Source organism: Pseudoalteromonas sp. T1lg75 (assembly GCF_002964705.1).
Classification (GTDB): domain Bacteria; phylum Pseudomonadota; class Gammaproteobacteria; order Enterobacterales; family Alteromonadaceae; genus Pseudoalteromonas.
This window is the reverse complement of record NZ_PQCD01000058.1, coordinates 1-412: the sequence shown is the minus strand read 5'-3', so window position 1 is coordinate 412 and position 412 is coordinate 1. Positions and strand designations below refer to the sequence as shown.

The 412-nt window shown below is 46.1% G+C and carries 1 protein-coding gene and 1 tRNA gene; one reads left to right on the top strand and one right to left on the bottom strand.

Features of this window, described 5'->3' with window-relative positions; genetic code table 11:
• The first annotated feature begins 115 nt into the window (after nt 1–115).
• Nucleotides 116–190 (top strand) — tRNA-Gln (locus tag C2M36_RS15130).
• Nucleotides 191–203: 13 nt separating this feature from the next.
• On the opposite strand, the gene C2M36_RS17035 is transcribed toward C2M36_RS15130, so the two are convergent.
• Nucleotides 204–412, bottom strand: a 209-nt coding sequence (locus C2M36_RS17035) for a hypothetical protein (RefSeq protein ID WP_234399189.1), incomplete at its 5' end; no start/stop codon positions are given.

The window sequence follows — 412 nt, the reverse complement described above, 5'->3', positions numbered from 1 at the left end:
GGCGGAATTGGTAGACGCGCTGGATTTAGGTTCCAGTATCTTCGGATGTGTGAGTTCAAGTCTCACCTTCCGCACCATGTTCTTGATGAGAACTAAAACTATCAAACTCTATTGCTGGAGTATCGCCAAGCGGTAAGGCAGCGGGTTTTGATCCCGCCATTCCCAGGTTCAAATCCTGGTACTCCAGCCATAGTGATCTGGCATTAGTACCCAAGCCAGCCATCGACAACAAGTAGCCTGCTCATTGTAATCGATGCTGGAACAAAACAATTGTGCAAGTTACGGACAGAGGAAAAGAGGAGCACGCCGAGCGCAGCAAAAGGTAATGAAGTATTCTTGTTGGGGTTGTGAGAAGCGACCTTTTTGTAATGCATGATAAGACATATCCATTTCCTTTGAATATGATTGCTCT